Raw genomic sequence first — 26,591 nt, 5'->3', positions numbered from 1 at the left:
CGGCCGACCCGCCGGCCCCGCCCCGCCGGGCCCGCCGGCCCCGCCGCGGGTCAGCCGGTGGCGGCCGCCGCGGCCCGGCCGGCGGTGCGGCCGGAGAAGAGGCAGCCGCCGAGGAAGGTGCCCTCCAGGGAGCGGTAGCCGTGGACGCCGCCGCCGCCGAAGCCCGCCGCCTCGCCGGCCGCGTAGAGGCCGTCCAGGACGGTGCCGTCGGCGCGCAGGACGCGGGAGTCGAGGTCGGTCTGCAGGCCACCGAGGGACTTGCGGGTGAGGATGTTGAGCCGGACGGCGATCAGCGGGCCGGCCTTGGGGTCGAGCAGGCGGTGCGGGCTCGCGGTGCGGATCAGCTTGTCGCCGAGGTAGCGGCGGGCCCCGTGGATGGCGGTGACCTGGAGGTCCTTGCTGAACGGGTTGGCGATCTCGCGGTCGCGGGCCTCGATCTCGCGGCGCAGCTCGGCGCCGTCGATGGCGGGGGCGTCGCCCTGCCGCTCGTTCATGCCGCGCACCAGTTCCTCCAGGGTGTCGGCGACCACGAAGTCCGGCCCGTGCTGCTTGAACGCCTCGACCGGGCCGGTGGCGCCGGGCAGGGCGCGGCCGAGGACCTGGCGGATCGAGCGGCCGGTGAGGTCGGGGTTCTGTTCGGAGCCGGAGAGCGCGAACTCCTTCTCGATGATCTTCTGGGTGAGCACGAACCAGGTGTGCTGGTGGCCGGTGCGCATGATGTGTTCGAGGGTGCCGAGGGTGTCGAAGCCGGGGAAGAGCGGGACGGGCAGCCGCTTGCCGGTGGCGTCGAGCCAGAGCGAGGACGGGCCGGGGAGGATCCGGATGCCGTGCCTGGCCCAGATCGGGTTCCAGTTCTCGATGCCCTCGGTGTAGTGCCACATCCGGTCGCCGTTGACCAGGTGGCCGCCGGCCTCGCCCGCGACGTCCAGCATCAGGCCGTCGACGTGCGCGGGGACGCCGGAGAGCAGCTTGGCGGGCGGGGTGCCGAGCCGCTCGGGCCAGGCGGCGCGGACCTTGTCGTGGTTGCCGCCGATGCCGCCGGAGGCCACGACCACGGCCTGGGCGCGCAGTTCGAAGTGCCCGGTGACCTCGCGGGAGCTGGCCTCGCCGCGCTGCACGGCGGACGGGGCGAGCACCTCGCCGGTGACGGTGTCGAGCGTCCCGGCACTGGCGGCGAGGCCGGTGACCCGGTGCCGGGGGCGCAGTTCGACCAGTCCGGCCCTGACGGCCTCGCGGACCCGGCGGGCGAAGGGCTCGACGATGCCGGGGCCGGTGCCCCAGGTGATGTGGAAGCGCGGGACGGAGTTGCCGGGCCCGGAGGCGAGCAGTCCGCCGCGTTCGGCCCAGCCGACCACCGGGAACAGCCGGACGCCCTGGGCGTGCAGCCAGGCGCGCTTCTCGCCGGCCGCGAAGTCGACGTACGCCTCGGCCCAGCGGCGCGCCCAGGCGTCCTCGTCGCGGTCGAACCCGGCGGTGCCGAGCCAGTCCTGCCAGGCGAGGTCGCGGGAGTCCTTGATCCGCATCCGGCGCTGTTCGGGCGAGTCGACCAGGAACAGGCCGCCGAAGGACCAGTGCGCCTGTCCGCCGAGCGAGCCGGCGGGCTCCTGGTCGAGCAGCAGCACCTTCCGTCCGGCGTCGGCGAGTTCGGCGGTGGCGGCCAGGCCGGCGAGGCCCGCTCCGATCACGATGACGTCGGCGTCGTGGGCCATGCGGGGCCGTCCTTCCAGACCTGGCTCGGGGGTGCCATGATCCTCCGGCCTGCGCGCCCCGCGGTCAACCCACCGGTAACTTCCGGTGGGCGCGCCGCGGCCCCCGCCCGGCGCGGACGGCCGGACGGGGGCTGCGGGGAACTACGGGAACCGCGGGCCGTCAGGGCTTGACCCGGACCACCTGCGGGTCGTGGTCGGACGCCTGGGCGGCGAACTCGCTGTTGATGTGCACCACGTCGTAGCGGACGTGCTGCCGCTTGAACGCGTCGCTGACCAGGATGTGGTCGAGGACCTGCGAGTTGCCCTGGTAGACGTACGAGTAGCGCTCGTCGGCGGGCAGGTCGTTCACCAGGTCGCGCAGCACGCCGTCCTTGGTGAGGGTCTGCAGCGCGGGCGAGAACTGGTAGTCGTTGAAGTCGCCGAGCGAGACGATCCGGGCGCCGGGGTCGGCCGCGAGCAGCTTGGCGACGAACGCCTGCTCCAGGGTGGCCTGCTGGACGCGCTGCACCTCGGAGGAGCGGGTCGGGGCCTGGAAGCGGCTGTCGATGCCCTGGTCGCCGCCCTTGCTGTTGAAGTGGTTGGCGATCACGAAGACCGGCTTGTTGTGGAAGCTGAACTGGCCGACCAGCGGCTTGCGGCTGGAGTTCCAGGCTTCGTCGTTCGGGGCGATCCGGCCGGGCGAGGCGGTCAGCGCGGTGCGCTTGCCGGTGCCGGTGACGTCCACGGCGGTGGTGGAGGTGCCGCCGGGGATGTCGGTGAAGGAGACCCGGTCGGGGTTGAACAGGAACACCTGGCGGATGTTGCCGCCGGGCTCGCCGCCGTCCTTGCCGTCCACCGGGTCGATGGAGCGCCAGTCGTAGGACGGGCCGCCGGCCGCCTTGATCGCGTCGGTGAAGGTCTTGACGGTGAGCGAGGCGTCCACGGTGCCGTCGTTGACGGCGCCGTTGTCGTCCTGGATCTCCTCCAGGGCGATGATGTCGGGCGAGCGCAGGTTGGTGACGACGGCCTGGGCGAGCTCGTCGAACTTGGCCGGGCCGTCGCTCGGGTCGAGGTTCTCCACGTTGTAGGTGGCGATGGAGAGTTCGCTGGGCAGCGCCCGGTCGGCGACCTCGCGCTGCAGGCCGTTGTCCCGGACGGCGCCCAGGGTGTTGGCGGCGATGGTGTAGCCGCCGAACTGGTTGTAGTCGAGCGGGCCGGCGGTGGCGCCGGTCAGCTCGTCGCCGACGTTGGCGACCGGGAACGGCGTCTCGGTCAGCGGCGGCAGCGACTGGACCATGATCCGGCCGCTGTTCGGCTTGTCGTAGCCGAGGTAGACCACGCCGCCGCGGTCGGTCCGCGGGTCGGCCGGACGGGCGTCCACCCACAGCTCGTTGTACTTGTCGGTGGCCTGCACCACCGGCACGTCGGCGACCTGGACGTTCATGCCCTCGAGCGACTCGTAGAGGTCGAGGGCGTACTTCGACGGGTCCAGCGGCAGCGCGTCGATCGAGCCGCCGGCCGCGTCGGGGGCGTAGGCGGCCGGGATGTTCGCGCCGTCCAGCACGACCGGCGCGGGCACCGGGTTGCCGGAGGAGAGCACGGTGGTCTTGGGGCCGGTCAGTTCGGTGATCGACTGCGAGCCGCCGGAGCTGTTCGGGTAGTACTCGCTGACCTTGGCGGTGACCAGCACCGAGTCGCCGACCTTCACGGTCGGGGCGGCGGAGGTGTAGACGAACACGCCCTCGCTGGTGGCCGGGTCGTTGTCCGGGTTCGGGTCCTGGATCCAGAAGCCCTTGGTGCCGTACGCCCGCACGCCGGTGACGACGCCCGGCACGTTGGTGACGGTCTGTCCGTTCTTCGGCGAGATCCGGGTGGTGCCCTGGATGTCGTGGATCCGCAGCGCGCCGGGCACCGGCGGGGTGGTGCCGCCGTCGCCGCCGCCGGGGGTGGTGCTGCCGCCGGTGGTCTCGCCCTTGGTGTTGGTGGGCGTCGGGTCGCCGGCCGCGAGGTCCTTGGCGTTGTCGTCGGTGTCGGCGAGCGAGGCGCCGCGCGCCACCGAGGCGCTGTTGGAGGCGCCCGCGGCCGGGCCGCTGCCCTCGCGGACCACCGCGGTGCCGAAGCCGGCCAGGTCGACGATCCGCGGGTCGGCGGCGCAGTCTGCGGCGGTCTTGCAGGTCAGCGCGGCGGTGCCGTCGACCAGGGCGACGGTGCCGCTGGTGGCCGACAGCGCCAGGGTGCCGGTGGCGTCGGCGGCGGGCAGGGCGGTGGTGCCGCCGGTGCCCGCGGCCTCGGCGACGAGGTAGCGGCCGCCGGGGGCGACCGAGCCGGTCAGCGGGGTGACGCCCCACTGGCTGGAGGCGCTCGGGCTGCCGGGCAGGTACTGCACGCTGTAGCCGGCCAGGCCGAAGGCCGCGCCGGACGGGTTGCCCAGCTCGATGAAGTCGTTCTTCAGCGTCGCACCGGAGTTGCCGCCGCCGCCGTACACCTCGGCGATCACCGCGCCGGTGGACGGCGCGGCGGACGCGCCCGGCAGCGGGACGGCCAGCAGGGACGCGGCGACCGCGGCCGTCGCGGTGACGCGCAGCAGGGTGCGGCGGGAACGGCGGACGGGAGTGGGGCTGGGCACCGTTGCGGGGCTCCTTCACGGCAGGACCGAAGCCCGGGGCGCCGCCGGGGCGCTCCGGGTGGTGAGGGTTCGTCAGAAGGCTGTCGGCCAGGGCCGGTCCGGACAGCCGGACGGGCCCTGTCGGGCTACTCGCGTAGATCCGGTTCCAGAAGATACGCGCGTAGAAGTTGACGCGACAAGGGTGCGGACGTGAACAGTTCCCCACCTGCGCAGACCTCCCGCCCCGGGAACGCCGGAAGGGGCGCCCGGACGGGCACCCCTCCTCCTGCTCGCGCCGCGGACGACGGCCGTCGGCGGCCGCCGCGCTACGACTGCTCGCGCAGCCCCGCGCCCCACTTCTGCTCGACCCGGCCGAACTTCCAGAACGCCAGCGCCCCGGCCCAGGTGACCACGAACAGGCCGACGATCACGTAGCCGACCAGGTTGAGGTCCAGCGAGCCGATCCAGCCGATCGGGCCGCCGGTGATGTCCAGCTTCTCGGAGAGCAGCCCGACCAGTTCGATCACGCCGATCACCAGCGCCACCACCACCGACAGGCCGGTCACCGTCAGGTTGTAGTAGATCTTCCGGACCGGCTTGGAGAACGCCCACTCGTAGGCGAAGTTCATGAACGAGCCGTCGATGGTGTCGAGCAGGCTCATGCCGGCCGCGAACAGGATCGGCAACACCAGCAGCGCGTACCAGGGCAGTGCGAACGCGGCCGCGCCGCCCGCCAGCACCAGCAGCGAGACCTCGGTGGCGGTGTCGAAGCCGAGGCCGAACAGCAGGCCCACCGGGTACATGTGCCAGGGCTTGGTGACCGCCCGGGTGACCCGGCCGAGGATCCGGTTCAGGAAGCCGCGCCTGTCCAACTGGCGCTCCAGCTCGGCCTCGTCGAACTCGCCCCGGCGCATCTTGCGGAACACCTTGAGGATGCCGTTGAACGCGCCCAGGTTGATCAGGCCGATCAGCACCAGGAAGGTGCCGGAGACGCTGACCCCGATCAGGCCGGTGGCCTGGTGCAGCGTCGAGTCGTCCGACTCCACCTGCCCGGCCAGCGAGCGGATCCCGAACGCCAGCAGCGCGCACAGCGCGAACACGATCGACGAGTGGCCGAGCGAGAACCAGAAGCCCACCGAGAGCGGGCGCTTGCCCTGGCCCATCAGCTTGCGGGTGGTGTTGTCGATCGCCGCGATGTGGTCGGCGTCGAAGGCGTGCCGCATGCCCAGGGTGTACGCGGTGAGGCCCATCCCGGCGCCGAACACCTGGCCGCCCACGTCGTAGTGCCTCGGGGCGATCACCGCGAGCAGGGTGACCCAGCCCACCACGTGCAGGAGCAGGACGAACCCGCCCATCCCGGCGAGCCGGAGCCACTCCTCCCGGGTGAGCCGGTCGCGCAGACGGCTGGGCGCTGCCATGGGACTTCCTTCCGAACAGGGTGCCGCGGGGGCGGTGAGCTGGGCCATCCTTCCTTTTATCCGCTCGTAATTGCAAGTCATGTGCAACTACGAGCCAGGGGCGCACAACGGCGCCACTCGCGCTCCCGGGACGCCCCCGCAGAAGGACTGATCGGAAAGGTTCCTGACGGTTCGTGGGCCGAAATCCTTGACCCGGACGAATGGTCCAGTCCAATCTAGGTGACGCGCTCACCCCAGGCGCGCAGGCTCCCACCTGGTCCCCACGGCCGCCGCACCTACCGGACAACCCCACTTCTCCGGAGGTTCCTCCATGCTCGAACGGGCCACGCCCACCACCGAACCGACCCCGCGCCGGGCCCCCTCCCGCCGCCGCGCCGGCGCCCTCGTGGTGGCCGCCGCGATGACGGTCGGTTCCACCGCGCTCGCGCTCTCGCTCGGTTCCGCCTCGGCGGCCACCGTCAACCTGCTCGCCAACGGCGACTTCGAGTCCGGCACGCTGAGCGGCTGGACCTGCACCGGCGGCTCGGTGGTCACCACCCCCGTGCACGGCGGCTCCTACGCCCTGAACGGCAACGCCACCGCCTCGGACACCGGCCAGTGCCAGCAGACCGTCACCGTCCAGCCGAACACCAAGTACACCCTCTCCGGCTTCCTCAAGGGCAGCTACGTGTACCTGGGCGCCACCGGCACCGGCGTCAACGCCTCCACCTGGACGCCCGGCGCCGCCAACTACACCCAGCTGAGCACCACCTTCACCACCGGCGCGTCGACCACCTCGGTGACGGTGTTCACCCACGGCTGGTACGGCACCGGCGCCTACCAGGCGGACGACCTGACCCTGACCGGCCCGGGCGGCGGCAGCTCCAGCCCGTCCCCCTCCACCAGCACCAGCGCCTCGCCGAGCCCGTCCGGCTCGACCTCGGCCTCGCCGAGCCCGTCGAACTCCGCCTCCCCCAGCCCGTCGAACTCGACCTCCCCGTCGCCGTCCGCGAGCTCCAGCTCTGGCACCGGCAACGGCCCGTCGGGTGACGGCAAGATCACCGTGCCGGGCGGGGTGGCGGTCACCAAGGCCACCTCGAACGCGGTGGTGCTGAAGTGGAACGCCTCGACCGACTCCACCGACAACTACGTCGGCTACAAGGTGTGGTCGAAGGGCCAGCTGGTCGGCACCTCGATGGGCACCACCGTCGCCGTCTCCTCGCTGCTGCCGAACACCTCGTACACCTTCACCGTGCAGGCGTACGACAAGGCCGGACACGCCTCCCAGCAGTCCGCCGCGGTGAGCGCCACCACCTCCGCCGCACCCGCCGCCAAGCCGCTCAAGTCGGCCTACTTCGACCAGTGGTCGGTCTACGACGCCGCCTACTATCCGAAGAACGTGGACACCTCGGGCGCGGCCGCCAAGCTCGACGTGATCTCCTACGCGTTCGAGAACATCCACCCGACCAACCTCAACTGCTTCGAGGCGGTCAAGGCGTCCGACGCCGGCCACGAGGACAACCCGAACGCGGGCGACGGCGCGGCCGACGCGTACGCCGACTACCAGATGGACTACTCGAACGCCATCTCGGTCGACGGCTCGGCCGACGACTGGCAGCAGCCGCTGAAGGGCAACTTCAACCAGCTGCGCCAGCTCAAGGCGAAGAACCCCAACCTGCGGGTCACCCTCTCGCTGGGCGGCTGGACGTACTCCAAGTACTTCTCCGACGCGGCGGCCACCGACGCCTCGCGCAAGAAGCTGGTCTCCTCCTGCATCGACATGTTCCTCAAGGGCAACCTGCCGACGGGCGTGGCGGGTGACGCCTCCGGCGGCGCGGCCACCGGCGCGGGCATCTTCGACGGCATCGACATCGACTGGGAGTACCCGGGCTCGGCCGGCGGCCACACCGGCAACCACTACTCCGCGGCCGACAAGCAGAACTTCACCGCGCTGCTCGCCGAGTTCCGCAGCCAGCTCGACTCGTACGGCGCGAGCGTCGGCAAGAAGTTCCTGCTCACCGCGGCGCTGCCGTCCGGCCAGGACAAGATCCAGTACATCGAGACCGACCAGATCGGCAAGTACCTGGACTACGCCGACATCATGACGTACGACATGCACGGCTCGTGGGACGCCACCGGTCCGACCAACCTCCAGGACCCGCTGCACGACAGCCCGGCCGACCCGACCACGCCGATCGCCCCCGGCACCGCCAAGTACAACGTGGACACCACGCTGGCCGCGTACACCACCGGCCTGCCCGAGTACGGGATCAAGGGCGGCTTCCCGTCCAACAAGATCATCCTCGGCATCCCGTTCTACTTCCGCGGCTGGACCGGCGTCCAGGCCGGCAGCAACTACGGCCTGTACCAGAAGGCCACCGGCGCCACCCCGGCCAAGCCCGGCAGCCAGGAGGCCGGCCTGGCCAGCTGGCGCGAGCTCGCCCTCACCGCCCAGAACACCCACTGGGACCCGGTGACCGAGAGCACCTGGGTCTACGACGGCACCAACTTCTGGACCGGCGACGACCCGAAGGCCATCCAGGCCCGCGCCGCGTACGCGAAGAACAAGGGCCTGGGCGGCATGTTCGCCTTCGCCCTGGAGAACGACGACGACAACTCCACCCTGCTCAACACCATCTCCACCAGCCTGGGCTGACCCCTCCCCGGACCGGCGGCCCGCCGCACCTTCCCCATGGGTGCGGCGGGCCGCCGCCCGTCCCGGGCCCCCGCCGCCGGCGTTCCTGACAGGCCCGCGCCGCAGGTGGGTTGGGGTGCGCTTGGGGCCGCCTTGGCCAAACCGTGAACCTGCTGGGAGCCGACTGTGAGCTTCGTGAAGGCGTACCTTACGATCATCGGGTGCCCAGCCTGACCGGACTCCCGCTGCAGATCATCGCCGTCCTGGCGGCCGTCGCCGCGTTCGCCGCCACCATGTGGCTGTGGCCCCGGCTCGGCGGGCGGGGCTGGCGGTCCTGGCTCGGCCGGATCGGGGCGTTCCTCGGCACCCAGGTCGCGGTGCTGGTCGCCATGGGACTGGTCGCCAACTCGTACTTCGGCTTCTACTCGACCTGGAGCGACCTGCTCGGCCTGGACGGCAGCCCCGGCACCGTGGTCGACCACCAGCCCGGCGGCAAGGCCGTCTCGGTGACCGGCGAGCAGAAGATGTACTCCGCGCAGGGCTCCGCCCAGGACCGCTCCGGGGTGATCCAGAAGGTGGAGATCCACGGCACCGGCACCGGCCTGACCGGCACCCCCGCGTACGTCTACCTGCCGCCGCAGTACTTCCAGCCCGCCTACGCGAACAGCCGCTTCCCGATGGTGCTGGCGCTGTCCGGCTACCCGGGCACCCCGGAGAAGCTGATCTCGCTGCTGCAGTACCCGGCGTCCACCCTGAAGGCCATCGAGGCCGAGGAACTGCCGCCCACCGTGCTGGTGATGATGCGGCCCACCCTGGTCGGCAACCGCGACACCGAGTGCATGGACGTCCCGAACGGCCCGCAGGTGGAGACCTTCTTCACCGAGGACCTGCCGAAGGCGATGTCCGCCTCCTACCGGGTCGACGACCGGCCCGAGTCGCGGGCCGTGATCGGCGACTCCACCGGCGGCTACTGCGCCGTCAAGTTCGCGGTGCGCAAGCCCGACGCGTACCGGTCGGCGATCTCGCTGTCCGGCTACTACGAGGTGCACAACGACCCCACCACCGGCGACCTGTTCGGCGGCAGCGACCAGGTCAAGCAGGACAACGACCTGCTGTGGCGGCTGCGCAACCACCCCGCCCCGCCGGTCTCGCTGCTGCTGGCCACCAGCCGCAACGAGGAGAACTACCAGCCCACCCAGCAGATGGTCGCCGCGTTCAAGGCCCCGACCCGGGTGTCCACCATCACCCTGGACAGCGGCGGCCACAACTTCCACACCTGGACCCGCGAGATCCCCCCGGCCCTCACCTGGCTCGGCACCCGCCTCGCCCCGCCCACCCCGGCCCCCACGGCCGCCCCCGCCGCCGGCTGACGCACCGTCAGGGCGCGCGCGGCGGCGCAGGTCCACCCGGACGCCCGGAGATTAGAGCGGCCTCATAGCCCCCTCTCATCAACCTCTCAGCCTCGCCTCCGAGCGTATTGCCCATGACCACGTCCAGTTCCGTTCCTCCGACCAGCGAGCCGTGGCCCGAGGCCGCGAACTACCCGCCACCGGCGGTCGCGGCCGACGCCGCAGCCGGGCCGACCGCCTGGCCCGACGCGGCGCCGCTCCCGCCCGCCGGGGCCGAACGCGAGCGGCCCGCTGAGACGCTGTTCCCGCCCGTCGCGCCGCCCCCCGCCGGCCCCGGGGGCCGGGCCTCCCGGGCCGGCCGGCTGCGCACCCTGCCCGCCCGCACCTGGCGGGGGCGCGAGGACGACCCGCGCTGGGTGCGTCCGGCGTTCCTCGGCCTGCTGCTGGCGACGGCCGTCCTGTACTTCTGGAACCTGACCGCCTCCGGCTGGGCGAACGCCTTCTACTCGGCCGCCGTGCAGGCCGGCTCGGTCAGCTGGAAGGCGATGTTCTTCGGCTCCTCGGACTCGGCGAACTTCATCACCGTCGACAAGCCGCCGCTGTCGCTGTGGCCGATGGCGCTCTCCGCCCGCCTGTTCGGCCTCAGCTCGTTCAGCGTGCTGGCCCCGCAGGTGCTGATGGGCGTCGGCACGGTCGCCACCGTGTACGCGACGGTGCGCCGCCGCTTCACCCCGCTGGCCGGCCTGGTCGCGGGCGCCGCGCTGGCGCTCACCCCCGTCGCGGCGCTGATGTTCCGCTTCAACAACCCGGACGCGCTGCTGGTGTTGCTGCTCACCCTGGCCGCGTACGGCACCGTCCGGGCCACCGAGACGGCCTCCACCCGCTGGCTGGTGTTCGTCGGCGTGATGTTCGGCCTGGGTTTCCTCACCAAGACCCTGCAGGCGTTCCTGGTGCTGCCCGCGTTCGCCCTGGTCTACCTGGTCTGCGCGCCCACCGGTCTGCGCCGGCGCTTCCTCCAACTGCTGTACGGCACCCTCGCGATGGTGGCGGCCGGCGGCTGGTGGGTGGCGGTCGTCGAGCTGATGCCGGCCTCGGCCCGCCCGTACATCGGCGGCTCGCAGGACAACTCCTTCCTCTCGCTGACCTTCGGCTACAACGGCTTCGGCCGGATCACCGGCGACGAGACCGGCTCGGTCGGCGGCGGCGGCGGTGGCGGCCGGACGGGCGGCGGTGGCGGTGGCATGTGGGGTTCCACCGGCATCACCCGGCTGTTCGACGGCGACATCGGCGGGCAGATCGCCTGGCTGATGCCCGCCGCGCTGATCCTGCTGCTCTTCGGCCTGTGGGCGACCCGCCGCCACCCGCGCACCGACTCGGCCCGGATCGGCTTCCTGGTCTGGGGCGGCTGGCTGCTCTCCACCGCGCTGACCTTCAGCTTCATGTCCGGCATCTTCCACCAGTACTACACGGTGGCCCTCGTCCCGGCGGTCGCCGCCCTGGTCGGCATGGGCGCCGACGGCCTGTGGCGGGCCCGCCACCGCCTCCCGTACGCGGCCGTGCTGGCCGTCACGGTCGCCGTCACCGCCTGGTGGGCGCACCAACTGCTGGGCCGCAGCTCGCAGTTCGTGCCCTGGCTGCGGAACGCGGTGCTGATCGGCGGCGTCCTGGCCGCGATCGCCCTGCTGCTGGCCGGCCGCATCCCCGGCCGCCCCGGCCGCCGGATCGCCACCGTCGCGGGCCTCACCGCACTGGCCGCCGGCCTGGCCGGCCCGGCCGCGTACGCCCTCGACACCGTCTCCACCGGCCACAGCGGCTCCATCGTCACCGCCGGACCGGCCGTCCAGAGCGGCGGCTTCGGCGGCCGGGGCGGCTTCCCGGGCGGCGGAGGCGGCTTCCCCGGCGGCAACCGCAACGGCGGCCAGAACGGCACCTTCCCGGGCTTCCCCGGCGGCGGCACCGGCGGCGGCACCGGCGGCAGCACCAACGGCGGCAGCATGCCGAACTTCCCCGGCGGCACCCGGAACGGCACCGGCACCGGCAGCACCGGCACCTTCCCGGGCTTCCCCGGCGGCACCGGCACCGGCAGCACCGGCGAGAGCCGGGACGGCCGCACCGGCCGCGGCGGCTTCGGCGGCACGGGAGGCGGCATGGGCGGCGGCGGCATGGGCGGCCTGCTGAACGGCGCCCGGGTCTCCTCCGAGGTGGCCGACCTGCTCAAGCAGGACGCCGGCCAGTACACCTGGGTCGCGGCCGCCGTCGGCTCGCAGAACCAGGCCAGCTACCAACTCGCCAGCGGCGAGCCGGTGATGGCGCTGGGCGGCTTCAACGGCAGCGACCCGTCGCTCTCCCTGGACGGCTTCAAGCAGCTGGTCAAGGAGGGCAAGGTGCACTGGTTCATCGGCGGCGGCGGCATGGGCGGCATGGGCGGCGGCAGCATGGGCGGCTCCAACTACTCCTCGGAGATCACCTCCTGGGTGGAGTCCACCTACACCGCCAAGACCGTCGGCAGCACCACCCTGTACGACCTGACCGCGGCGCCCAAGTCCCCCGGCCTCTGACCGGAGACCGGCGCGCCCGCCCCGGAAAGCCCCCGAGGCCGTCCGGACTCCCCACCCCCCGGGGAGTCCGGACGGCCTCGGGCCCGTCGGCTCCCCGGCGCGGTGAGCGGCACCGCGGGGACGGCTCAGGGGGCGAGCGGTTCGATCTCCCCCGCGAAGACGACGACCTGGTCGATGAGGCTCCGGCGCAGATGGACCACGTCCGTCCCCACCAGGCGGGGACCCCCGTCCGGCGTGGCGAAGACCCACCGGTACCGGGCCCACTCGTCGGGCACGTCCACCTCCGAGCAGCGCGCCATCGTGCCGGTCCCCGCCGGGTGGTGCCGGATGTCCAGCACGAACCGCTCGACCGCCGCGATCCCCTCGCTGCGTCCCAGCGGCCCCCAGAAGACCACGTCCGAGGTCAGGGCCCGGGAGAGCAGAGCCGTCACTTGACATCCTCCCTGGCCTAGGGGCCAGGGATTCCCGCCTGCTCCCACACCGGCAGTGTGGGTCGCTTCGGGTGGGTTCCTGCTTCGCTGCGCGGTGCGGGCACGGGTGTCCGTCTGACCTGCGCTCCACAGGCTGTCACCGCCAGTCCGGCGGCCTTGGCGACGTTGACCGCCGCGTTGACGTCCCGGTCCAGGACGGCCCCGCACGCCCCACACGTCCACATCCGGACGTGCAAGGGCTTGGGGCCGTCCTTGACGCCGCAGTTCGAGCACACCTGGCTGGTGGGCTCGAAGCGGCCGATCCGGACGAACCGCCGCCCGTAGCGCGCGGCCTTGTACTCCAGCACGGCCACGAACGCCGACCACCCGGCGTCGTACACCGACTTGGCCATGCGCGTACGCGCGAGCCCCTTCACCGACAGCGCCTCCACGGCCACCGCCTGGTTCTCGCGGACGACCTTCGTGGAGAGCCGGTGGTGGAACTCACGCCGCGCGTCGGCCACTTGCGCGTGAGCACGGGCGACCTTGCAACGGGCCTTCTCCCGGTTCCTGCTCCCCTTCTCCTTGCGGGACAGGGCGCGCTGGGCCTTCTTGAGCTTCTTCTCGGCGCGGCGCAGGAAACGCGGGCTGTCGGTCTTCGTGCCGTCGGACAGGACCGCGAAGTGCGCAAGCCCCAGGTCGATGCCGACCACATGGTCGGTGTCGGGCATGCGGGCCAGGTCGGCGGCGGGGTCGGTCTCCACGATGAAGCTTGCGAAGTACCGGCCCGCACTGTCCTTGACCACCGTCACCGTGGACGGCGTCGAGGGCAGCGTGCGCGACCACTTCACCGTCAGGTCACCGATCTTCGGCAGGGACAGCTTCCCGCCCGGGGTGATCCTCCAGCGGGCGTTGGCGGTGAAGCGCACGACCTGCCGGGTGTCCTTGCGCGACTTGAACCGCGGCACCCCCATGCGCGGACGCCTGCCCTTCAGCCCGTCGAAGAAGTTCCGGTACGCGGCGTCCAGGTCCCGCAGGGACTGCTGGAGCACCACGGCCGACACCTCGCCGAGCCAGGCGCGTTCCGGGGTCTTCTTCGCCCCGGTGATCAGCGCCTTCGACAGGTCCCCCGCCTTCGGGAACGGCAGCCCCGCCGAACGGGCGTCCTCCCGGGCACGCAAAGCGTCGTTGTACACCACCCGCGCGCACCCGAACGCCCTCGCCAGCGCCGCCCGCTGACCCGTCGTCGGGTAGACGCGGAAGGAGTACCTGAGCTGCACAACCGCACCGTAGCCCCCCGACCCACGGCCGGACGCCACAACGACCCGAACGGTCGACACCCGCCCACACACTGGGCCTTCATGACGGAATACCGCCACAAAATGTCCGCCGACCGCCACCTGAGCCGGCTCGAAGAGACCACGCGGAGCATCCGCGCCGACTCCGCGCCGACCCTGCGAGTCCAACGGGGAGGGCGACCGCATCCATCCGCTCGCCCCCCAAGGCCACCCCGGTCAAGCACTACTGGCGGGCACAGCGGCTCTGGTCCGGCTCGTACTTCGCCGGCTCCGTCGGCGGCGCACCCCTGTCGGTGGTACGCCAGTACATCGAGCAGCAGAACCGCCCGACCTGACGCCCGCGGTGGACACCGTCCACAGCGCGGGAGGACACCCACTACCGACGTCAGAACAGGGCCCAGAACCGCTCCACCACCGGACCGAAGCCCGGCGCACTGCAATTAGTCCAGGTAGCTGTCGTCCGAGGCGTTGAACGCGGAGATGAACGTGTCGATCGCGGAGCGTGCAATCTCTTCCTGCATGTCCTAGTAATACCAGCCGTTCCGGGCGCGCCCGGCTCCTCGCCTCAGCCGCCGCACAGCGCGAGCATGGTCTTCTTGTCGGCGGGCGTCACCGGCAGTTGGTACTTCAGCGACACCTGCGCCCAGCGGATCGCGTACGAGCAGCGGATCTCGGTGTTGGCGGGAAGCCAGGACGCCGGGCCGGCGTCGCCCTTGGAGGCGTTCTGCGAGCCGTCGGCGGGGATCAGGTTGAGCGGGTCGTTGGCGATCTGCACCCGCTTGGCCTTCTCCCACTGCGAGGCGCCCTGCTGCCAGTCGTAGGACAGCGGCATCACGTGGTCGATCTGGATCTTCGACGGCTGCTGCTTGGTCCACTGCACGGTCTTGCCGGTGTACGGGTCCCAGATGGTCATCGCGGTGACCACGCAGGCGGAGCCGTCCTTGCGCTCGACGCCCTTGCCGTCGCGGGCCAGCACGTCGTCCCTGGTCCCGCAGTTGTTGTGCCCCATCGGCACGCCGTCCACGTTGTCCGTCCAGGCCGGTCCGAACTGGTCCCGGTCGTAGCCGGTCTTCGGGCCCGGGTCGGCCGTCCTGACCTGGACGATCAGGTCGCGTCCGGCCTTCTTGTCGGCGTCGGCGGTGACGGGCGCCAGGCCGGGCTTGGTGCCGTCCGGGTTCTGCAGCGGGTTCGTGCCCTGCGACACCGCCCCGGAGCCGGAACCGGAACCCGCCCCGCCCGACGGCCCCTTCTTCGCACTGGTGCACCCGGCGAGGGCCAACGGGGCGAGCAACAGGACGGCGACTGCGGCGGTACGGCGGGAGCGCACGGTGTTCCTCTGCGGCTGGGCGACTCTGACGGCCCACCAGGAGACCAGCCCCGCCCTGCCGGGTCAAGCGGTTCGGGCCGCAGCATGACCCACCTCACAAAACGGGCAAATATCGTCCCGACGCACGCCTGACCCGTTCCCGCTCCGCCACCGACCGCAGATCGCCGGTCACCGGCTCCCGGCTCCCGGCTCCCGGCTCCCGGCTCCCGGCTCCCGGCTCCCGGCTCCCGGCTCCCGGTCAGCGGTCGCCGAGCAGCAGCCGTTCCAGCGCCTCCCGGGCGCGGGCGTCGGAGCGGGCCCGGGCGGTGAGGGCCGCGGCCAGCTCCCGGGTCCACTCGTCGAGCGGGACCGGCCGCCGCGACAGCACCACGCCGCGCACCACCTGGCACACCTCGGCCGCCGCCCGCCCCCCGGTGACGGTCAGGCTGAGCCGCTGCCCGTCGGTCGAGACGTCCAGCCGCTCGATCCGGCCGGGCCGCCCGGCCATCCGGTCGGCCAGGCCGCGCCTGCGCCCGACCGTCACCGCGTCCGCCGGGAGGGCGTCCGCGAGCGCGCCGGCCAGCACCCGGGTGTACGCCTCCAGGTCGGCGGCGTCCCGGCGGAGGGCGGCCGTCAGCAGGTCGATCGAGCCCTCGTCCGGGGCGGCCGGTTCGAGCTGGCCGTCGGTCATGTCACTCCTCGGTGCGGTCGGTCGGCGGGTGCGCCCGCGCTGTCCGCAGCGAGCCTACGGGTCCGGGGCGCGGCGGCGGTCCGGGCCTCAGCCGTCCAGGCTCAGCACCATGGTGGGCCGTTCGATCTCGTGGTCCTCGCGCAGCGGGCGGACCGCGGTGCCGATGGCGAAGAACTCCGTGGTGTGGCCGCCCCAGCGGTGGTTGTGCGCGTTGAGCTGCACCCCGACGATCCCCTCGGCGCCCAGCGCCTCGGCCTCGGCCTGCATCCGGGCCATCGCCAACTCGCGGGCGTCGTACAGGGCCTGGGTGAACGGCTCGATCTCCACGTTCTTGCCGAGGTTGGAGAAGACCGAGCTCATCTTCTGGTGCGCGATGTGGTAGACGCAGGTGCCCATGGTCATGCCGAGCGGTGCGTAGCCGGCCCGGATCAGGGTCCAGAAGTCCTGGCCGGAGAGGTCGGAGGTGAACGGCTGGCCCTTGTTGTTGCGCCAGTCGGTGCCGCCGGGCGCGGGGTGGTCGGCCTTGACGGCGGTGCCGATGGCGATGAACTCGGCGATGTCCGCGCCGAAGTCCCGCGCCTCCACGCTCAGCCGGACGCCGACGATCCCGTCCGCGCCCAGGGTCGCGGCCTCGGCCTCCATCCGGGTCATGGCGAGTTCGCGCGCGTGGTACATGGCCTGGCTGAGCGTCTCCAGCTCCTGGTTCTTGCCCCAGCGGCCGAGCTGGATCCCGACGTGGTAGATCGAACTGCCCAGGACCAGCCCGATCGGCCGGAACCCGGCCTCCCGGACCAGCAGGAACTCGTTGACCGACAGGTCGCTGGTGAAGATCGAGCCCGGCTTGCCGGGCTGCAGCTCGGCGAGCCGCCGCATCGCGTCGGCCGGCACGCCCTGCGCGGTGGGATCGAAGGTGTTCATCCGGTCAGTCTCCCCATGGCTGTGCTGATGTGGCGTGCGGCGCTGGTGCGGTGTCAGGCGCCGATATGGCGTGCGGCGCTGGTGTGACGTGCGGTCCGGTGGCGGTCCGGTGTCGGTCCGCCGCTACCGGCGGGCCGCCTGGGCGAGGCGGCGGCGCAGCCGGTCGCCGTCGCCGTTCAGCGGCATGACGGTGAGGGTGCGCGGCCGGGCGGGGGCGGTGGCGAAGCGGACGACGGCGGTGCCGACCAGGGTGCTCTCGGTGATGTGGTCGGTCTGCTTGTCCCTGGTCAGGCAGGGCTCCTGCCAGACCCGCAGGTCGTGGTCGGCGAGGATCACGCCCCGGCCGCCGCAGTCGGCCGCCTGCCGGCGCAGCTGGGCCCGGGCGTCGGCCCGGACCTGCCGGACCAGGTCGGTCCAGCCGTCCACCTCCTGGTTGGACCAGGAGAACCGCTGCAGGCCGGTCCGGTAGTCGTCGTGGCGCACCCCGACCGACATGCCGACCAGCAGGCCGACCGGCACCCAGCCCGCGGTGATCAGCTTGGCGAAGCCCGCGCCGTCCAGGTGCGAGGTGAACGGGCGGTGCGGCCGGACCTCCCCCGCGGCGCGCACCGCGGTGCCGATCACCTTGAACTCCAGGCAGTGCGGCGCGGCCGGGAACGGAGCCATCGTCAGCCGGGCCGCCACCACGCCGTCCCCGCCGAGCGCGGTGCACTCGGCGGTCATCCGGCCCAGCGCGGCGCGCCGGGCGTCGTCCAGCACCTGCACCAGGGCGGCGGAGGGCGCGCCCTGCCCGGACAGGGCGACGGGCGCGGGGTTGCCGCCGTTGGACCACCCGCTGCGGTATCCGCAGGCGTGGTACCCCCAGTACCGCCCGCTGCGGCCGACCCGGTAGACCGCCGACCCCATCACCTGGCCGACCGGCTCGAACCCGACCGACCTGATCGCGGCGAACTCGCCCGTGGACAGCGCCGACGACCACGTCCCGCCGTCCCGCCCCCCGGCGACCCGCGCCGCCGCCACCGGCGGCAGCCCCGCACCGTCCCAGGCCCCCGTCATGCCGCCCACCCCCGTCCTGCGGCCCCGCCGGTCCGACGCCGGGGCCCGTCCGGGCACCCTACGCCCGGCTGCCGGCCCGGCGACAGCAGCCCCCGTCGGCTACGGCCGGCGGTCGGGCCGGGCCCGGATCCGCCACGGGGCGTCGAGCCGGCGGGCGCGCACCGAGGCCGCGGCCCTCGCGGGGGCGGACGCTTCCTCCCCGCCCCGCCGGTGTCCCCCTCCTCCCCGCCGCCCCGTCCTCAGCCGCCGATCGCCGACATCGGCCGGTCCGGCCGGACGAAGCCCGCGTCGCCGATCCGGTGTCCGGGCGCCTTGCGGGCGACGCAGTCCCGCCAGGCCCGTTCGATCCGGGCGTCGTCGGCGCCCCCGCGCAGCAGGGCCCGCAGGTCGGACTCCTCGGTGGCGAACAGGCAGTTGCGCAGCTGGCCGTCGGCGGTGAGCCGGACCCGGTCGCAGCCGCCGCAGAACGGGCGGGTGACGGAGGCGATCACGCCGACCACGTGGTCGGTGCCGGCCAGCCGCCACTCCTCGGCGGGCGCGTTGCCGTGCCGGCCGACCGGGACGAGGCGCCAGCGGGCGGCGAGGACGTCGAGGATCTCGTCGGCCGTGACCATCGCGGCGCGGTCCCAGGCGCCCTGGGCGTCCAGCGGCATCGATTCGATGAACCGCATCCGGTAGCCGCCGTCGACGGCGAACTCGACCAGGTCGACGAGTTCGTCCTCGTTGACGCCGCGCACCGGCACCGCGTTGACCTTCACCGGCGCCAGCCCGGCGGCCCGGGCGGCGGCCAGCCCGGCCAGCACGTCGGGGAGCCGGTCGCGGCGGGTGAGCGCCGCGTACCGCTCGGGGCGCAGGGTGTCCAGGCTGACGTTCACCCGGTGCAGTCCGGCCTGCTTCAACTCCGTTGCCCGCCGGGCGAGTCCGATGCCGTTGGTGGTGAGCGAGAGTTCGGCGCCGAGGCCGGCCAGCCGGGCCACCAGGCCGGGCAGGCCGCGGCGCAGCAGCGGTTCGCCGCCGGTCAGCCGCAGGGTGCGGATGCCCAGGCGGTGGACGGCGATGCCGGCCAGGCGCAGCAGTTCGTCGTCGTCGAGGGTCTGGTCGCGCGGCAGCCAGTCGAGTCCTTCGGCGGGCATGCAGTAGGTGCAGCGCAGGTTGCACCGGTCGGTGAGCGAGATCCGCAGGTCGGTGTGGACCCGGCCGTACCGGTCGACCAGCGGTGCGGGGGCGTCGGCGGGGGCGTCAGTGGTGCGCGGTGCCATGGGGCCAGTGAACGGGGGCGGCGGGGGGCCGGTCCAGGGACGGAACGGCCGGGAGCGGCGGCGGCCGGGCCGGTGCGGCCTGTCGGATCGTCCAAGGCGGCCCGGCGGGGGACGGGGGCAGACTGGCGGGCATGGCGGAACTGCGGGTGCCGGCCCTGGTGCTGGCGGCGGGCGGCGGCTCCCGGTTGGGCGGGCGTCCGAAGGCGCTCCTCCCCTACCGGGGGCGCCCGCTGCTGGAGCACGCGCTGGCGACGGCCCGGGCGGGCGGCTGCGCCGGGGCGGTGGCGGTGCTGGGCGCGGCCGCCGCCGAGGTGCGGGCCCGGGTGCGCGCCGCCGACGACTGTCGACTCGTCGACAATCCCGGCTGGCCCACCGGCATGGCCTCCTCGCTGCTCGCCGGCCTGGCCGCCCTGCCCCCGGGCACGACGGCGGCCCTGGTCCTGCTGGTGGACACCCCGGGCGTCACCCCGGAGGCGGTCCGCCTCCTGCTCGCGGCCCACACCGGCCCCGCCGACCTCGCCGCGGCCGCCTACGCCGGCCGCCGGGCCCACCCGGTCCTGATCGGCGCCGCCCACTTCCCCTTCCTCCGCGCCACCGCCACCGGCGACGCGGGCGCCCGCCGCCTGCTGGCGTCCCGCCCGGTGGCGCTGGTCGACTGCACGGACGCGGCCGTCCCGGACGACCTCGACACCCCGGCCGACCTCCCCCGCTGGGGCATCGCCTGACGCGCCGCCCGGCCCCCACCGGGAACCCCGCCTGACGCACCGTCAACTTCCGCCCCCGGCACCCGCGGCGGCCGCGTGCGCCCCCCGGCGCGCGACCGTTCGCGCACCTTTTCCCCACCTCAACTCCGCTGGAGGAATCCCTCATTCCGTGCCGGGCGGGGCGCCGATCGGCCAGGATGGAGTCCTACCCCTCCCGAGCTCCACCTCCCGATCCGAACGGACGGTGACCGCCCATGCCGCTGCCCGAGGACGCCGCCGACGCCGCCCGCGCCCCGGAGCCGACCGGTTTCCCTCCCGGTTCGCCGTCGGGGGCGAGCCACCTGCGCTGCCCGGCCTGCCGGGCCGAGCACCGGTACGAGCCGCCGAGCCTGCCGTGCCCGTGCGGGGCGCAGCTGCGGGTGCCGCTGCTGCGCGGCGGGGTGCCGGTGCAGGTGCGGTTCCGGTCCTGGGAGGACTCCTGGCTGAGCATGCGCTGCCCGCACTGCGGGCGCAGCGACCAGTGGCCGCAGCCGGAGTTCACCTGCGACTGCGGGGCGACGGTCCGGCTGCCGGTGGACCGGGCACCGCGGCTGCAGAGCGCCGGTCCGCGTTCGGCCCGCCCGGTGGAGACCGCCCGCCCGTACACGACGGCGGTGCCGCCGGTCGCGCCGTCCGTGCTGCCGGACCCGCCGGCCGCGGGTTCGGGCCCGGCCCGGGCGCTGCGTCCGCCGTTCCGTCCGCAGCCGGTGAGCACCCCGCAGGACGCGGTGCTGACGGCGGCCCGCTACCTGCAGTGGCTGGGTTTCGCCGATCTGGAGCTGACACCGGGCCAGGAACGGGACTCGACCACCCTGCTGGGCGGCCGGATCGTGGCCCAGGTGGACACCTGGACCGAGCCGGCCGACGTCAAGGCGGTGGAGTGCCTGTGGCTGGAGACCCTGCACAGCGAGGACGTCGCGGCCGCCATGTTCACCGTCTCCGGCTACTCCCGGCAGAGCGTGGTGCGCGGCGAGCAGCTGCTGGTCGCGCTGTTCACGCTGGACGCGGCGGGCATCCCGCAGCCGTCGAACGGCGCCGCGGAGGCCCTGATGGAGACCGGCTGGACGTCCTGACCGGGGCCGCCCCCGCCGCCTGACCCCCTCCGCCGCCCTCCGCCGCCCTCCGCCGCCTTCCGACCGGGAGCGGCCCGGCGCCCTGGCGCCGCGTCGGCCGCGCACCGTCCGGATCGGGCCGTTCCGGATTTCCTCGCGCTCGTGATCTGGTGCACAAGCTCCCGCGCGTGTTGAATTGCCGCCACGATGCGGGCCCTTGGGGAGGGCCGGCGGGTCGCTGCATGGCGCGCACAAGGAGGTGGCGTTGTCGGTGCACGGGACTGCCCCGGGGGGCATGGCGGACGTCGTCTGGCGGCTGAGATCGCGCGGCTGCTGGCAGGACGCGGCCGACCTGCTGCGCCCGCAGGCCGGGCGGGACCCGGCCGCGGCGCTCCAGCGGGCCGAGCTGCTGATCGAGCAGTGCCTGTTCACCGCGGACCACTGGGAGCGGGCGGAGGACGCGCTGCGCCAGGCGGAGGCGTCGGTGGCGGGCATCGAGGCGCGGGCGTCGGCGTCCTGCGCCCGGGGGTTCCTGGCGTACGTGGCGAGCGTGCTGGGCCGCCGGGACCGGCTGGACGAGGCGCAGGCGGCGCTGGGGCGGACGTCGGCGCTGCTGGCGCCGCGGGCGGCGGGCCGTCCGCTGCTGGACTTCCGGCGCGGGCTGGTGGCGGAGAACCTGCTGCACGACCCGGCGGCGGCGCACAGTGCGTACGCCCGGGCGCACGAGGGGGCCCGGGAGCGCGGGGACGAGCTGCTGCGGTCCTCGACCTGGCGGCACCTGGCGGGGCTGGCGCAGGCGGCGGGCGACCGGGAGCGGGCCCAGGCGGGGTTCGCGGCCTCGCTGCGGCTGCGCGAGGAGCTGGGTTTCACGGTGGGGGTGGCGCCGGCGCTGGCCTCGCTGGCGGAGGTGTCGGAGCCGGCCGAGGCGGAGCGGCTGCGGGCGGAGGCGGCCCGGCTGGTGCAGGCGCTGGGCGGGGTGCCGGTGTGGCTGGCGAGGCGGTTGGCGCAGGTCCCGGCGCAGCCGGGTCCCCCGGGCGGCGGCGCACCGCGCGACCTGCGGCACGACATCAGCTAAGGTGAGCCTTACCTGCCCGGGCCGAGCAGCAGCCCGGGCAGGTCCACCTCGCCGTACCCGGGCCCGCCCCCGGGAGCACCACCAGGGAGCCCGCGTGACCGTCCACCAGGTCGAGCAGTGCCCCCCGTCCCTCGACTCCCTTCCCTGTCGGGGCAGTTGGCTGCGGCTGGGCCGGGTCTTCCCGGACCTGCGGATCCACCACGCGGCCCCGCGCACCGGCCCGGGCTGGACCACCGCCGCGGCGCTGGCCGGGGAGCCGGCCGCGCTGGCGGCGATGGTCGCCTTCGACGAGCGGCTCGGCCTCGACCTGTACGGCGCCCCGACCCGCCCGGACGTCACCGCCGGGTTCAGCCTGCACCGCTACGCCTGGCCGGTCGCGCTGGCCTTCACGCTGCCCTGGCTGCTGGAGCGCCGGGTCCCGCTGCTGCCGCCGTCCCGGGTCTCGATCAACCGCACCACCGGGGAGCTGACCGCCCGTCCGGCCGGCTTCCACTGCCTGCCCGACGACCCGGCGGCCGGCCGCCCCGACGCGCTGGTGGTCCCGGACCGGCCGGCGCTCGACGCCGCCCTGCGCACCGCGCTCGCCGAGCACTTCGCGCCGGTCCTCGACTCCTTCCGCCCCCTGGTCCGGCGCGGCCCGCGCACCCTGTGGGCACTGGTCACCGACGACGTGGTGGACGGCCTCTGGTACGCGGCGGGCCTGCTGGGCGAGGAGCCCGCGGCGGTGGCCGCGCTGGAGGCGCTGCTGACCGGGGACGCGGCGGCGGCCCCGTTCGTCGGCACCCCGGGCTTCCGCGCCGGGGGCGGCGGCCGGGCCCGGACCAGGGTCAGCTGCTGCCTGTACTACACGGTGCGCCCGACCGAACTCTGCGTCAGCTGTCCGCGCGTCAAATAGATCTGACAATAATTCATTTCCGGGGGATATCCCGGCGGAAATTCCCCCCTATCGGGGTAATGGCCCCGATCCCGCCTTGATCGCCGATTTTCTCCGCCATGATGGTCCCCGCCATCACGACGCGGAAAGCGAGGCTTGATCAGGTCATGAGACTGTCGGACATACCGCTTGGCTGGGCCGTCGCCGGTACGGCCGCCCTGGTGGTCGCCGTCGCACTGCTGGCCTTCGCCCGCAGCCGCACCACCGGCTCCGCCCCCGCCGGCAGCGGTACGGACTCCTCCTGGGAGCGCGCCGAGGAACGCCGCCGCCGCACCGAATCCCTCTACGGCGGCGCCTCCTACCTGCTGCTCTTCTGCTGCGCCGGCGTGGCCGCGGCCCTCTCCTTCCACGGGCTGGTCGGCTTCGGCGTCCAGAACCTCGGGCTCTCCGGCGGCTGGGAGTACCTCGTCCCGTTCGGCCTGGACGGCGCGGCGATGTTCTGCTCGGTGCTCGCCGTCCGCGAGGCCAGCCACGGTGACGCGGCGCTCGGCTCCCGCCTGCTGGTGTGGTTGTTCGCCGCCGCGTCCGCCTGGTTCAACTGGGTGCACGCCCCGCGCGGCGGTGCCCACGACGGGGCGCCGCAGTTCTTCGCCGGGATGTCGCTCTCGGCGGCCGTGCTGTTCGACCGGGCGCTGAAGCAGACCCGGGTCGCCGCCCTGCGCGAGCAGGGCCTGGTGCCCCGCCCGCTGCCGCAGATCCGGGTGGTGCGCTGGCTGCGCGCCCCGCGCGAGACGTACGCCGCCTGGTCGCTGATGCTGCTGGAGGGCGTGCGCACCCTGGACGAGGCGGTCGAGGAGGTCCGCGACGACAAGCGGACGGCCGCCGAGAACCGGGAGCGCCGCCGGCTGGCCTCCCGCCGGGAGCGGGCCGAGATCCGGGCGATCGGCCGCCAGCCGGGCAGCGGCTGGCGCCACCGCGCCGCCCGCCAGCTCGAACCCGCCGCCGCCACCGTCCCGCCCGCCCCGACGGAGCCCGCCATAGCCCCCGCCGGCCTGCCCGCCACCCCGGCGGCCCACCGCAGCATCGACCTCACCCCGGAGGAGGACACCGTGACGCTGCCCCGGCTCGACTCGCTGGAGCAGAAGCTCAAGGACCTGGAGCAGCAGTTCGGTTGACGGTCCTGACGGGGCGTCAGCCACCGATCCCGACGGGACGTCGGCTGCCGAGCCGGTCGGAGCGTCAGCTGCCGAGCCCGACGGGGCGTCAGCTGCTGAGTTCGAACCACATCCGCTTGCCGGTGCCCCGGGGCTCCACGCCCCAGGTGTCGGCGAGCGCCTCGACCAGCATCAGGCCGCGGCCGGAGGACGCCTGCTCGCCGGGGGTGCGGCGGGTCGGCCAGAGGTCCGACTCGTCCTCGACCTCGACCCGCAGGCGGGCCCGGCCGTGCTCCTGGTAGAGGCGGGCGGTGAACATCGCGTCCCGGTCGGTGTGCCGGATCGCGTTGGTGACCAGCTCGGAGGAGAGCAGTTCGGCGGTGTCGATCAGTTCGGGCACGCCCCAGCGGCGCAGCGCGTCGCGGAGTTCGCCGCGCAGTTCGGCGATCCGGGCCAGGTCGGCCTGGCCGATCCGGCGGCGCAGCTGCTGGGCGGCGCGGCCGCCCGCGGGGCCGTCCCAGCGCAGCAGGAGCAGGGCGATGTCGTCCTCGCGCTCGCTGCTGTCGGAGGCCCCGGAGGCGATCCGGTCGGCGAGTTCCTCGAGCGGTTCGCGCGGTGACTCGTCGATGCCGGGGAGGTCGCCGGAGACGTTCTCGCAGAGCCGGGCGAAGCCGGTGTCGAGGTCCATGTCGCGGGCCTCGACCAGGCCGTCGGTGCAGAGCACGACCGTCTCGCCGGGGTCGAGGCTGAACCGGGTGACCCGGTACTCCTCGTCGGGGTCGACGCCCAGCGGCAGGCCGCCGGAGACCGGGACGGGGTGCGCGGTGCCGTCGGCGCGGCGCACCACCGGGTCGAGGTGGCCGGCCCGGACGGCGTAGACCACGCCGTAGTCGACGTTGACCTCGGCGTAGGTGCAGGTGGCGAAGTGGTCGGTGTCGAGGTCGGCCAGGAAGCGGGAGGCGCGGGCCATCACCGCGGCGGGCGGGTGGCCCTCGGCGGCGTAGGCGCGCAGCGCGATCCGCAGCTGGCCCATGATGCCGGCGGCGTGCACGTCGTGGCCCTGGACGTCGCCGATCACCAGGCCGACGTGCCCGCCGGGCAGCGGGACGACGTCGTACCAGTCGCCGCCGATCTGCAGGCCCGAGCCGGCCGCGAGGTAGCGGACGGCGGTGCTGACGCCGGGGACGGCGGGGACGGTGCGGGGCAGCATGACGCGCTGCAGGCCGGCGGCGAGCTCGTGCTCGGCGTCGTGCAGGCGGGCCCGGGCCAGGGACTGCGCGACCAGGCCGCCGAGGGTGGAGAGCAGGGTCCGCTCGTCGGCGTCGAGTTCGCGGTCGTCGTCGAAGGAGACCACGCAGATGCCGGTGGGGCGGCCGCTGGCGATCAGCGGCAGGAAGGCCCAGGAGGAGCGGCCGCTCTCCTCGGCCCAGTCCCAGGCCTCGGGGTAGCGCTCGCGGTACTCCTCGCGGCTGGAGACGAAGATCGGGGCGCGCTGCCGGACCGCCTCGGCGGCGGGGTGGGTGGGCGCGAGCGGGATCCGGTCGAACTGGTTGCTGAGCCCGTTGTGGTAGCCGTTGGAGCCGAGCAGCGCGATCCGCCCGGCCTCCAGCGAGGCCAGCGCGAGGCCGTCGGGGCCCAGGCCCGGCAGCGGCAGTTCGGTGAACACCCGGGCGACGTCCCGGACGGTGACGGCCTCGGAGAGCGCCCGGGCGGCCTCCTTGATGAACCGGGAGCGCTGCTCGCGCAGCTGGGCCTGTTCGTCGGCCCGCTCGCGCTTGTGCAGTTCGACGGTGGCGTCCCAGACGAAGCCGACCATCCGGGACGGGCGGCCGAAGGCGTCGGCCAGCACCCGGCCGCGGAAGCGCACGGCGTGCAGTTCGCCGTTCGGGAAGACGGTGCGGTAGTAGGCGCCGCACTGGCCGAGTTCGGCGACGGCGCGCTCGACCCGGCGGCGCACCACGGGCGCGTCCTCGGGGTGCAGCAGGGCCAGGAAGGAGGCGGAGGTGCGGTCGAAGGGCTGGCCGACCAGGCCGAGGATCGCGCAGGCCCGCTGGTCGCCGACCAGCACGTCGCGGCGGATGTCCCAGTCGAACGAGCCGATGCCGTTGGCCGCCATCGCGGGTTCCAGCCACTCGGGGCTGGAGTCGCCGGTGCGGGTCGGCAGGCCGCGGCCGGACGGCGCGATCCGCCCGCCGGACGGGCCGGGGGCGGTGCGCAGCGGGTTCGCGGGGGTCTCGTTCCTGGTGGCCTGGGCGGGCGGGGTGCGGCGGGCGGGCCCAGGCGCCTCGGGCTCTGTGGCCATGCTTCTCCTGCCGGTGCCTTGCCTGGCGGCCGCTGGTTGTTCCCGTGTCCCCTACTGGGCCGGCCGGACCGCGATGGTTGCGTGTGCCTCCTGGCACACATTCTCACTACCCTCTCGTATGTTCGGCAAGGCGGCAATGGCAGGGGGCCGAACGGTGCCGATCGCACACGATCGCCTCCGGCATATTCACCCGCCCCGGCCCGCGGCCGGGCCCGGTGGCG

At 73.9% G+C, this 26,591-nt stretch carries 18 protein-coding genes and 3 pseudogenes; 9 read left to right on the top strand and 12 right to left on the bottom strand.

From position 1 onward, the window contains the following. Positions 1 to 50: 50 nt before the first annotated feature. The 3 genes from EDD39_RS16285 to nicT all read right to left on the bottom strand — a co-directional run bounded on the left by EDD39_RS16285 (position 51) and on the right by nicT (position 5,711). A complete protein-coding gene (locus EDD39_RS16285) occupies positions 51 to 1,709 on the bottom strand; it encodes an FAD-binding dehydrogenase (protein WP_123556763.1) in 1,659 nt (552 codons plus the stop codon). A gap of 160 nt (positions 1,710 to 1,869) precedes the next feature. Continuing rightward, on the bottom strand, positions 1,870 to 4,314 hold the full coding sequence (locus tag EDD39_RS16280) for an endonuclease/exonuclease/phosphatase family protein (protein WP_123556761.1): 2,445 nt from the start codon (positions 4,312 to 4,314) through the stop codon (positions 1,870 to 1,872). A 305-nt stretch (positions 4,315 to 4,619) separates the two neighbouring features. Next, positions 4,620 to 5,711, bottom strand: coding sequence for a Nickel transporter NicT (gene nicT / locus EDD39_RS16275; protein ID WP_123556759.1), 1,092 nt, complete (start codon positions 5,709 to 5,711; stop codon positions 4,620 to 4,622). A gap of 310 nt (positions 5,712 to 6,021) precedes the next feature. Here nicT and EDD39_RS40945 point away from each other — a divergent pair, with 310 nt between their 5' ends. The 3 genes from EDD39_RS40945 to EDD39_RS16260 all read left to right on the top strand — a co-directional run bounded on the left by EDD39_RS40945 (position 6,022) and on the right by EDD39_RS16260 (position 12,232). Further along, the gene (locus EDD39_RS40945) at positions 6,022 to 8,346 is read left to right on the top strand and encodes a glycosyl hydrolase family 18 protein (RefSeq protein WP_162870042.1); all 2,325 of its coding nucleotides are present in this window, start codon (positions 6,022 to 6,024) and stop codon (positions 8,344 to 8,346) included. A 200-nt stretch (positions 8,347 to 8,546) separates the two neighbouring features. Then, entirely contained in the window at positions 8,547 to 9,695 is a 1,149-nt protein-coding gene (locus tag EDD39_RS16265) for an alpha/beta hydrolase (RefSeq protein WP_123556757.1), read from the top strand. Between the two features lie 113 nt (positions 9,696 to 9,808). Continuing rightward, positions 9,809 to 12,232 (top strand): ArnT family glycosyltransferase, encoded by a 2,424-nt coding sequence (locus EDD39_RS16260; RefSeq protein WP_123556755.1) that lies wholly within the window; start codon positions 9,809 to 9,811, stop codon positions 12,230 to 12,232. Between the two features lie 125 nt (positions 12,233 to 12,357). Here EDD39_RS16260 and EDD39_RS16255 read toward each other — a convergent pair. Then, positions 12,358 to 12,663: pseudogene (locus EDD39_RS16255) on the bottom strand (nuclear transport factor 2 family protein); the annotation flags it as partial. Positions 12,664 to 12,680: 17 nt separating this feature from the next. After that, the gene (locus EDD39_RS16250) at positions 12,681 to 13,922 is read right to left on the bottom strand and encodes an RNA-guided endonuclease InsQ/TnpB family protein (protein WP_123556753.1); all 1,242 of its coding nucleotides are present in this window, start codon (positions 13,920 to 13,922) and stop codon (positions 12,681 to 12,683) included. A 260-nt stretch (positions 13,923 to 14,182) separates the two neighbouring features. Between EDD39_RS16250 and EDD39_RS16245 the strand changes: the two are divergent. Then, a pseudogene (locus tag EDD39_RS16245) lies at positions 14,183 to 14,275 on the top strand (transposase); the annotation flags it as partial. Positions 14,276 to 14,386: 111 nt separating this feature from the next. Here EDD39_RS16245 and EDD39_RS16240 read toward each other — a convergent pair. From EDD39_RS16240 to moaA, 6 genes and pseudogenes are all read right to left on the bottom strand, one after another. Beyond that, positions 14,387 to 14,461: pseudogene (locus EDD39_RS16240) on the bottom strand (nuclear transport factor 2 family protein); the annotation flags it as partial. Positions 14,462 to 14,505: 44 nt separating this feature from the next. Next, a complete protein-coding gene (locus tag EDD39_RS16235) occupies positions 14,506 to 15,267 on the bottom strand; it encodes an HNH endonuclease family protein (protein WP_123556751.1) in 762 nt (253 codons plus the stop codon). Positions 15,268 to 15,505: 238 nt separating this feature from the next. After that, positions 15,506 to 15,937, bottom strand: coding sequence for a hypothetical protein (locus EDD39_RS16230; protein WP_030461525.1), 432 nt, complete (start codon positions 15,935 to 15,937; stop codon positions 15,506 to 15,508). Between the two features lie 87 nt (positions 15,938 to 16,024). Continuing rightward, entirely contained in the window at positions 16,025 to 16,855 is an 831-nt protein-coding gene (locus EDD39_RS16225; RefSeq protein ID WP_208765512.1) for a heavy metal-binding domain-containing protein, read from the bottom strand. A gap of 123 nt (positions 16,856 to 16,978) precedes the next feature. Beyond that, the gene (locus tag EDD39_RS16220; protein WP_148089456.1) at positions 16,979 to 17,911 is read right to left on the bottom strand and encodes a heavy metal-binding domain-containing protein; all 933 of its coding nucleotides are present in this window, start codon (positions 17,909 to 17,911) and stop codon (positions 16,979 to 16,981) included. Positions 17,912 to 18,150: 239 nt separating this feature from the next. After that, positions 18,151 to 19,170 (bottom strand): GTP 3',8-cyclase MoaA, encoded by a 1,020-nt coding sequence (gene moaA, locus EDD39_RS16215; protein ID WP_123556747.1) that lies wholly within the window; start codon positions 19,168 to 19,170, stop codon positions 18,151 to 18,153. A 131-nt stretch (positions 19,171 to 19,301) separates the two neighbouring features. Between moaA and EDD39_RS16210 the strand changes: the two genes are divergently transcribed. From EDD39_RS16210 to EDD39_RS16190, 5 genes are all read left to right on the top strand, one after another. Next, positions 19,302 to 19,895: a nucleotidyltransferase family protein gene (locus tag EDD39_RS16210; protein ID WP_123556745.1), complete on the top strand. Its 594-nt coding sequence runs from the start codon at positions 19,302 to 19,304 to the stop codon at positions 19,893 to 19,895. A 233-nt stretch (positions 19,896 to 20,128) separates the two neighbouring features. Continuing rightward, positions 20,129 to 20,986 (top strand): hypothetical protein, encoded by an 858-nt coding sequence (locus EDD39_RS16205; protein ID WP_244256753.1) that lies wholly within the window; start codon positions 20,129 to 20,131, stop codon positions 20,984 to 20,986. Positions 20,987 to 21,260: 274 nt separating this feature from the next. Beyond that, positions 21,261 to 22,040 carry a hypothetical protein gene (locus EDD39_RS40340; protein WP_123818883.1) on the top strand — a complete coding sequence of 260 codons (780 nt, stop codon included), beginning with the start codon at positions 21,261 to 21,263 and terminating at the stop codon, positions 22,038 to 22,040. Between the two features lie 94 nt (positions 22,041 to 22,134). Continuing rightward, a complete protein-coding gene (locus EDD39_RS16195) occupies positions 22,135 to 22,935 on the top strand; it encodes a (2Fe-2S)-binding protein (RefSeq protein WP_123556743.1) in 801 nt (266 codons plus the stop codon). Positions 22,936 to 23,081: 146 nt separating this feature from the next. Then, the gene (locus EDD39_RS16190) at positions 23,082 to 24,089 is read left to right on the top strand and encodes a DUF2637 domain-containing protein (protein ID WP_123556741.1); all 1,008 of its coding nucleotides are present in this window, start codon (positions 23,082 to 23,084) and stop codon (positions 24,087 to 24,089) included. 88 nt (positions 24,090 to 24,177) lie between these two features. Here EDD39_RS16190 and EDD39_RS16185 read toward each other — a convergent pair whose 3' ends face one another. Then, positions 24,178 to 26,370: a SpoIIE family protein phosphatase gene (locus tag EDD39_RS16185; RefSeq protein ID WP_123556739.1), complete on the bottom strand. Its 2,193-nt coding sequence runs from the start codon at positions 26,368 to 26,370 to the stop codon at positions 24,178 to 24,180. Between the last annotated feature and the right edge of the window lie 221 nt (positions 26,371 to 26,591).

It is taken from the genome of Kitasatospora cineracea, from assembly GCF_003751605.1.
GTDB classification, from domain to species: domain Bacteria; phylum Actinomycetota; class Actinomycetes; order Streptomycetales; family Streptomycetaceae; genus Kitasatospora; species Kitasatospora cineracea.
The sequence above is the reverse complement of the archived record's forward strand: the minus strand, read 5'-3'. Positions and strand labels throughout refer to the sequence as shown.

What these genes read in the sequence shown, in the direction of transcription:
- moaA (WP_123556747.1), bottom strand. Translation starts at nt 19,170, where the DNA reads ATGGCACCGCGCACCACTGACGCCCCCGCCGACGCCCCCGCACCGCTG.
- EDD39_RS16225 (WP_208765512.1), bottom strand. Translation starts at nt 16,855, where the DNA reads ATGAACACCTTCGATCCCACCGCGCAGGGCGTGCCGGCCGACGCGATG.
- EDD39_RS40340 (WP_123818883.1), top strand. Translation starts at nt 21,261, where the DNA reads ATGGCGGACGTCGTCTGGCGGCTGAGATCGCGCGGCTGCTGGCAGGAC.
- EDD39_RS16185 (WP_123556739.1), bottom strand. Translation starts at nt 26,370, where the DNA reads ATGGCCACAGAGCCCGAGGCGCCTGGGCCCGCCCGCCGCACCCCGCCC.
- EDD39_RS16210 (WP_123556745.1), top strand. Translation starts at nt 19,302, where the DNA reads ATGGCGGAACTGCGGGTGCCGGCCCTGGTGCTGGCGGCGGGCGGCGGC.
- EDD39_RS16220 (WP_148089456.1), bottom strand. Translation starts at nt 17,911, where the DNA reads ATGACGGGGGCCTGGGACGGTGCGGGGCTGCCGCCGGTGGCGGCGGCG.
- EDD39_RS16285 (WP_123556763.1), bottom strand. Translation starts at nt 1,709, where the DNA reads ATGGCCCACGACGCCGACGTCATCGTGATCGGAGCGGGCCTCGCCGGC.
- EDD39_RS40945 (WP_162870042.1), top strand. Translation starts at nt 6,022, where the DNA reads ATGCTCGAACGGGCCACGCCCACCACCGAACCGACCCCGCGCCGGGCC.
- EDD39_RS16260 (WP_123556755.1), top strand. Translation starts at nt 9,809, where the DNA reads ATGACCACGTCCAGTTCCGTTCCTCCGACCAGCGAGCCGTGGCCCGAG.
- EDD39_RS16190 (WP_123556741.1), top strand. Translation starts at nt 23,082, where the DNA reads ATGAGACTGTCGGACATACCGCTTGGCTGGGCCGTCGCCGGTACGGCC.
- EDD39_RS16230 (WP_030461525.1), bottom strand. Translation starts at nt 15,937, where the DNA reads ATGACCGACGGCCAGCTCGAACCGGCCGCCCCGGACGAGGGCTCGATC.
- EDD39_RS16205 (WP_244256753.1), top strand. Translation starts at nt 20,129, where the DNA reads ATGCCGCTGCCCGAGGACGCCGCCGACGCCGCCCGCGCCCCGGAGCCG.
- nicT (WP_123556759.1), bottom strand. Translation starts at nt 5,711, where the DNA reads ATGGCAGCGCCCAGCCGTCTGCGCGACCGGCTCACCCGGGAGGAGTGG.